Source organism: Marivita lacus, from assembly GCF_014637725.1.
GTDB lineage: Bacteria > Pseudomonadota > Alphaproteobacteria > Rhodobacterales > Rhodobacteraceae > Marivita > Marivita lacus.
Window position 1 is genome coordinate 46,111 of the sequence record NZ_BMFC01000021.1, and the last position, 6,388, is coordinate 52,498.

Genomic DNA, 6,388 nt, shown 5'->3' on the forward strand with positions numbered 1-6,388 from the left:
GTGACATATTGCGTTGGAATGATGCTGCGCAGCGGCTTGGTCTTCATGTCGGACACCCGCACCAATGCCGGTTTGGACAACATCTCGACCTTCAAGAAGATGACGATCTGGGAAGAACCCGGCGAGCGGGTGATGACGCTGATGTCGGCGGGCAATCTGGCCACGACGCAAGCCGTGGTCAGCCTGCTCGAGGAACGCAGCAAGCACCCCGAGGATCGCACGCCGTCGCTGCTCAGGGCACCGTCGATGTTCCAGGCCGCCTGCATGGTGGGCGACACGCTGCGCGAGGTCATCAAGGGCCTGCGCGAAGGCGGCCAGCGCGCCGACAGCGCCTTCGAGGCGACGCTGATCTTGGGCGGGCAGATCGCGGGCAGCCCTCCGCGCCTGTTCCTGATCTATCCGCAGGGCAATTTCATCGAAGCCGGAGAGGACACGCCGTTCTTCCAGATCGGCGAGATCAAGTACGGTCGTCCGATCCTCGTACGCGCCTATGATCCGGACATCAGCTTTGCCGATGCGCTCAAGCTGTTGTTGGTCAGTTTCGATTCCACGCTCAAGGCGAACCTGTCAGTGGGCGCACCGCTGGATTACTTCTGCTACCGGACCGACAGTTTCGAGAAAAAACACGTGGGCCGGGTCGAGGCCGACAACCCCGAATTTCAGGCAATCTCGACACAATGGGGCAATGCCCTTAAGCAGGCGCTGGACACATTGCCCGATGTCCACCTGAACACGAACTGAAGTCCACCGCAGGGAGTCCTGTCATGTTTGCAAGCCCTGTCATCTGCGTCGGCGGAGAAAACCTCATTGATCACGTCACCCGCGATGGCGAGGTGTCCGCTCTGGCCGGTGGGTCCCCGTTCAACGTGGCCATGGCGCTGGGGCGTCAACAGGCGGATGTGCATTACCTCACGCCGATTTCCACCGATTCCTGGGGCGACATTCTGGCCGACACGCTGCTCGCCTCCGGTGTCACGCTCAGCGGTGGGCGGCTCGATGCCCCCACGACCATGGCCCGCGTGACCGTGACCAAGGGCATTCCGTCCTACATATTCGAACGCGACGGGACGGCGGAACGCCGCGTCACCGCTGGCTCGCTCGCGGCCTCTATGCCCGCCGATACGACAGCGCTTCATACCGGGTCTCTGGCCCTGACCGATGGCGCCGATGCCGATGCGTGGGAAAAGACCTGTGCCACCGCCTTTGCCTCCGGCACGCTCGTGTCGCTCGATCCCAATGTGCGGCTGTCGGTCATCACCGATATCGACGCTTACCGCGCGCGGATCTTCCGCATGATGCAGGCCGCGCATCTCCTGAAGCTTAGCGATGAAGACCTCGAAGGTCTGTGCCCGGATATGCCGCAAGATGCTGCCTTGGCGCATGTGCGCAGCCAGACATCGGCGTCTCTGGTGGTCATGACCAAGGGCCCCGATGGCGCAATCGCGATGTGCGGCGACAGCACCGTGAACATTCCAGCACCGCCTGTGCCCAGTCTTGTCGACACCGTGGGCGCAGGTGACACGTTCATGGCTACACTTCTGGCGGGTCTGGCCCGGACTGCCGCGCTGTCACCCGCCGCGCTCGACGGTCTTCATGCCGCTCAGGTCGAAACCCTGATCCGACGTGCAGGTATGGCCGCCTCCATCAATTGCAGCCGCGCTGGCTGCAACCCGCCCACCCTGCAAGAGCTGGACGCCGCGATGGCCTCTGCCGACTGATCCGATGGACCTCTATCTCGATACGGCTGACCGCGAGGCGTGGGCCGATCTCATGCCGACCGGACTGTTCCGGGGCATCACCACCAACCCGCTGCTGGCTCAGCGTGCCGGGCTCGACTACCCTTCGATAAACTGGAAAGACATGGCCCAACGCGCCCGCGATCTGGGTGCACAGGACCTGCACGCTCAGGTCTTTGGGCCGGTGGAAACCTATGTCGACTGGGCGGGCAGCCTTTATGATGCCGGGGCCGCCGCCGGGCTGCGAACGGTGGTCAAGATCCCGATGACAGAAGCGGCGCTCCGAACTGTGCCCGCGATCAAGGCGTTGGGTGGGGCGATCCTGCTCACCGCCGTCTACGATCCCAAACAGGTCGTTGTCGCCAAGGCACTCAACGCCAATTTTGCAGCACCCTATTTCGGTCGCATGCTGGAGGCCGGTCTGCCTGCCCTCGACCTCATCACGCAGATGCGGGCCATCGCGGGTGCACAGCCCCGCATCCTTGTTGCCTCCCTGCGCAACGCCGATCAGATCGTGGCACTGGCGGGCCGAGGGCTCGATTGCTTCACACTCGCACCCGATCTGGCCCGCCGCCTGCTCAGCGATCCGATGACGGATCAGGCCGCCGCCGATTTCGAGGCCGCCGCTCTTGGGCGGACGCTATAGAGACAGCCGCCTTTCCCTGGCACCACCCCGCCTGCGGGGTTTCGGCAGGGAAAGATCCAAAGGTTGAAGGGGCACTTCCAGCGATGCCTTCAACAATGCGCAGAATTCCGCGACCGCCGGGTCGGTGTTCCGGAACGGTTCGGCCGCCATGTAGGCACAGGTGGCCTCGGTGATGTAACAGGCCTGCGCGGGCAGCCCGCCAAGCCATTGCATATAGCCCAATTGCCCGATTTCCCGCGCGCGTTCCGGCGTGCGTGGATTGACTTGCAACTGGGTCAGGGTTCTTTCGATCGACATAATAGCGCCCTCCGCGCTGAGGCGGGTCGCATCGAGGTCGCAGGCATCTATCGCGCCATCAAGGCGCCAGGCATCTCGACCTCCGGTGCACCCCGCCCGGGTTCAGTTCACGTGTGATGGCAGGTCTCCTGACTTGCGGGTCTTCATGCGGTTCGCACCTTCCCAGACCATCTGGCCCAGTGGCTATGCGCGAAGCACTCGTCGCTTACAGTTGCGGGGGCAGTCACGGATTTTCACCGTATTCCCTATTGGGACAGCGCATCACACGCTGCCCACCATCATCTTCACTGTCACAGAAGCCGCGATTCCAATCAATCGGCTTTGTGTGGGCTTGCCCAATTCGACGCAGGCTTGGGGCGCTGCATACGGGTTGTTAAGACTTCGGTGCCAGAACTGGGCGGCACTTGGGCGATATGGCCCAATTCATCTCGCAAAGGCCCCGCCCGATGGTCGTCTTCCTGTTGATCCGCCTGTTCCGGCTCCTCATTGACCGCATGTTGCGCCATGCCGGGTGGCAAAACTGGCCGCTACACCGCGAAGGGCTGGTCAGAGATACCAACCAATTGCATCAGGAACCCGTCACGCGCCCCGTCCAGGATATCGGCATGAAGCGCGTCGCTTTGGCTGATCCTCGCCTCAAGACTGCTGTCCGATCCGTCGAAGGCCTGCATTATGTCGGCCGCATCGGTGAGGTCCGACATCCCGAGTGCGACGGCGAAATGCCCGCCCAAAAGCACCTTGTTCGCCAGGTAGGCAGCGTCAGCTGGGCTGCCGCTTTCGGCCTTTGCTCCTTCAAGGATGGCCTGGATGAAGCGAGCAGGCGCAAGCCCGGTCCCGGAGTCAAGCACACTCAGCCAGAACTCCATGCCCGACGCATCGGGCGCGCGCCCGAGCACGTTCTGATAAACCGCGGTCACGAAGGTTGGCATGTCCTCCAGCGCCCCATAAAGATCCCGCGTCTCGGGCTGATCGAAGAAAAGCGTGGCGATCTCGTCAAGGCCAAGTCCCCCCGCCATCTGGTTCCCCCAGAAGTAAAGCCCCACCGCATCGGGGGCGCGGTTGAAATAGGCGATGTAGAGCTCGGTCAGCGCTGCCATCGCATCGCTCTCAAGACGCGCCATGCCGTCGAACATCTCGATCGACAGGCCGTCCTCTGCAAAAGGCGAAACCTCACGGTCGAAATCGACTCGCTCGATGTTGCGCAACTGCACCGGCCCCGCGCCCTCTGCCCGGTTCTCGATCCAGACAGTGCCATCGTCAAAGCGCAGCGAATAACTTCCCTGATCGCCGCTCATCATCACCGTGTCGAACCCGTTTCCGCCATCGACCAGCACGTCTCCGGCCTCCGGTCGGATCACATCGTCGCCCGCCGTCGCACCAGCGGTGAGGCCCGTCCCGTCCTCTTCCCGCGCGTCCTGCGATCTTTCCGAAAAGGGCGCGACCAGCGGTTCGGGCAGAGTGACGCCCACCTTCTCCCCGACCCATTGTGCGATCTGGGCGTAGTTCTGAGCGACTGCGGGGTGGATGGAGTTGGGGAGGTCGATGTCCTGTGGTGGTTGGGATCCTGTGAGGGTTGTGTAGTGCAGGAGTGCTGCGAGGAAGGAGAGGGTTGGTGTGGCGTGGCCGTCGTCGTCGAGGAAGAGATCGGCGGCGGTGAGGCGGGTGAGGCCGAGCGACGGGGTGTCGAGCATCTGTGCGACGGTAGTGCCGACGCTGATCAGGCGGATGTCGAGATCGGGTCGGGCCTGCTGGAGCATTTCGGTGAGGGAGACCCACCAGCCATGCCAGTCGCCGGTCATGAAGTCCGTCCAGGCGGCGAATTGCGCGGCGCTGGAGGGCAAGCCGTCCATTCCCGGCCAGGCCTCGTAGATGTTGACGGCGGCCCCGGGCGCGCGGTCCTGGGTCCAGTCGATGATGCGCAGCGCCGCCTCCAGCGGGGAGGTGGTGGGCTCGTGCCAATAGGGGCTGTCGGGGGACTGGTCCTGCACGAAGTTGACCGCAGAGAGGGTGATCTGGTTGAAACCCGCCTGGGCGAAGCTCTGGCCGGTGTCCGGATCCCAGGACGAGTCGACCCCGTCGATCCCCAGATGCGGGTCGGGCGGCAGGTCGTCATGCCGGGTCAGCATGCCGGTCTGGATGGCGGTGGCATAGGAGAGGCCTGCGGCATCGGCGAGCATGTCGGTCCAGTAGGGCACCGTGATCTCCGGGTCGCCGACGCCCCAGGCGAAGAGGTCGTTGCCGAAGACATATTCCCGGACCTCGTCCAGCGGCTGCGGGGTTGGTGCTGGCGCAGGCGTGGGTTCGGGTGCGGGCCGCGGTTCGGGTGTGGGGCTGGGCGGGGGGGTCCAGGTCGGGGGATCCTGCACATCCGGAGCAACGGGCGCATCGTCCTCCTCCACCGGTGTCGGCCCGGGCGCGGGGCCGAACTCGAACGCGCCGTTGTCCCAGACGCCGTCCTTCATCGTGGCGGGTGCGGGGTGGCTGTCCATGAAGCGTTCCACCGCGTCGTGGCGCGCGGTGCTGTCCTGCAGGTGGCGCAGCGAGCCCCAGCTGCCCCATTGGCTGGGTTCGGAGACATCGACGAAGACGTTGAAGAGCGTGCCGCCCGCATCCTCCCAGCCTGCGAAGAGCTCGGTGTAGAGCTGGCCCATGCCGGCGGAATAGTTGAGATGGGTGAAGAACTCGGTGAGCAGGTCGTTGTTGACCCAGGAGCCGATGCCGACCACATGGGTGCCGCCCTCGTACATCACCAGGTCGAGCCCGTGGGCGTCGGCGACCGACTTGTGATAGGCGAACATCTCGAAGAGACCGGCCAGGGAATCCTCGGCATTGCCGGTGACGGAGCCGTCGCGCAGCTCGCGCACGGCGAGGGCTTCGGCCAGATCGAAGCGGTGCTCGGCGACATAGGTCTCTGCGGCCGCCCCGCGCAGCCCCTGTGCCGATGCGTCCTGCCGGGCCTGCGCCTCGCTGCGGGCGATCCAGTCCAGAACGGCGGGCGCCTTTTCGTCGGTGCCGAGGCTGTTGCCGAAATAGCCGGTGATCGCATAGGTGTCGAAGGAGAGATAGGGGGCCGTGTTGGCCGGGCTCAGCGCCTGCCAGTCCGGGGCCTGCAGGGCGCCCTCCTCGAGGCCGGGCCAGTAGGTGTGGGTCGCGATGACCTTGACCAGCCGATCCTCGGCCCCTGCATAGACGCTGTCCAGGACGCGGGCCATCTCGGCGGAGCGGGCACCGTATTCCTGCATCCAGCCATTGCCGAGATCCTGGCCGAAGCGCGCTTCGGCGGCCTGGGCGGCATCGCGGGCCTGCTCGAACATCCAGTTCCAGACCTCGTTGGACATCTCGATATGGGCGCGCAGGTCCGGATCGAGAGTGTCGCGCACATAGGTGGCGAAAGTGCGGATATAGGTCTCGTCGGCGTTCCAGGGCATGTTGAACCACGGCTCGGTGCCGGTGGCATTGGCCAGCGCGACCATGACCTCGAGCGGCACGCCCCCGGCATAGCTGTAGGTGTCCACCGTGGGGCGCTCGGACCAGCTGCGGATGGTGGATTCGTTGGTCTCCTGCCAATCCATGAAGCGCAGCCCCTGGGCGTCGTCGATCACCTCGAGCCAGAGCGGATTGAACAATGCGCCGGCCTCGAAGGCGGGGATGTGCTCCTGCTTGACCACCTCGATGTTGCGCAGGTAGTTGCCGGTGTTCTGCGGATCGG

5 protein-coding genes and 1 riboswitch are annotated in these 6,388 nt (G+C 64.5%); of the genes, 3 read left to right on the top strand and 2 right to left on the bottom strand.

What is annotated here, in order from left to right:
• From IEV82_RS21715 to IEV82_RS21725, 3 genes are read left to right on the top strand one after another with little or no spacing between them, the layout of a single operon-like run.
• Window positions 1-741 carry a proteasome-type protease gene (locus IEV82_RS21715; protein ID WP_229747963.1) on the top strand — a complete coding sequence of 247 codons (741 nt, stop codon included), beginning with the start codon at window positions 1-3 and terminating at the stop codon, window positions 739-741.
• 23 nt (window positions 742-764) lie between these two features.
• On the top strand, window positions 765-1,718 hold the full coding sequence (locus tag IEV82_RS21720) for a carbohydrate kinase family protein (protein WP_188484191.1): 954 nt from the start codon (window positions 765-767) through the stop codon (window positions 1,716-1,718).
• A 4-nt stretch (window positions 1,719-1,722) separates the two neighbouring features.
• Window positions 1,723-2,382: a transaldolase family protein gene (locus IEV82_RS21725; protein ID WP_188484192.1), complete on the top strand. Its 660-nt coding sequence runs from the start codon at window positions 1,723-1,725 to the stop codon at window positions 2,380-2,382.
• Here IEV82_RS21725 and IEV82_RS21730 read toward each other — a convergent pair.
• Both IEV82_RS21730 and IEV82_RS21735 read right to left on the bottom strand, forming a co-directional pair.
• Window positions 2,377-2,679 (bottom strand): hypothetical protein, encoded by a 303-nt coding sequence (locus tag IEV82_RS21730; RefSeq protein ID WP_188484193.1) that lies wholly within the window; start codon window positions 2,677-2,679, stop codon window positions 2,377-2,379. The two genes, IEV82_RS21725 and IEV82_RS21730, sit on opposite strands and share 6 nt — an antisense overlap.
• Window positions 2,680-2,780: 101 nt before the next feature.
• Window positions 2,781-2,974, bottom strand: a riboswitch (cobalamin riboswitch).
• Between the two features lie 232 nt (window positions 2,975-3,206).
• A partial coding sequence (locus tag IEV82_RS21735) for a DUF4214 domain-containing protein (RefSeq protein WP_188484194.1) occupies window positions 3,207-6,388 on the bottom strand: 3,182 nt, incomplete at its 5' end.

Bases quoted from the DNA above. Each gene is read 5' to 3' on its own strand.
- IEV82_RS21730 (WP_188484193.1), bottom strand. From the start codon at position 2,679: ATGTCGATCGAAAGAACCCTGACCCAGTTGCAAGTCAATCCACGCACG.
- IEV82_RS21720 (WP_188484191.1), top strand. From the start codon at position 765: ATGTTTGCAAGCCCTGTCATCTGCGTCGGCGGAGAAAACCTCATTGAT.
- IEV82_RS21725 (WP_188484192.1), top strand. From the start codon at position 1,723: ATGGACCTCTATCTCGATACGGCTGACCGCGAGGCGTGGGCCGATCTC.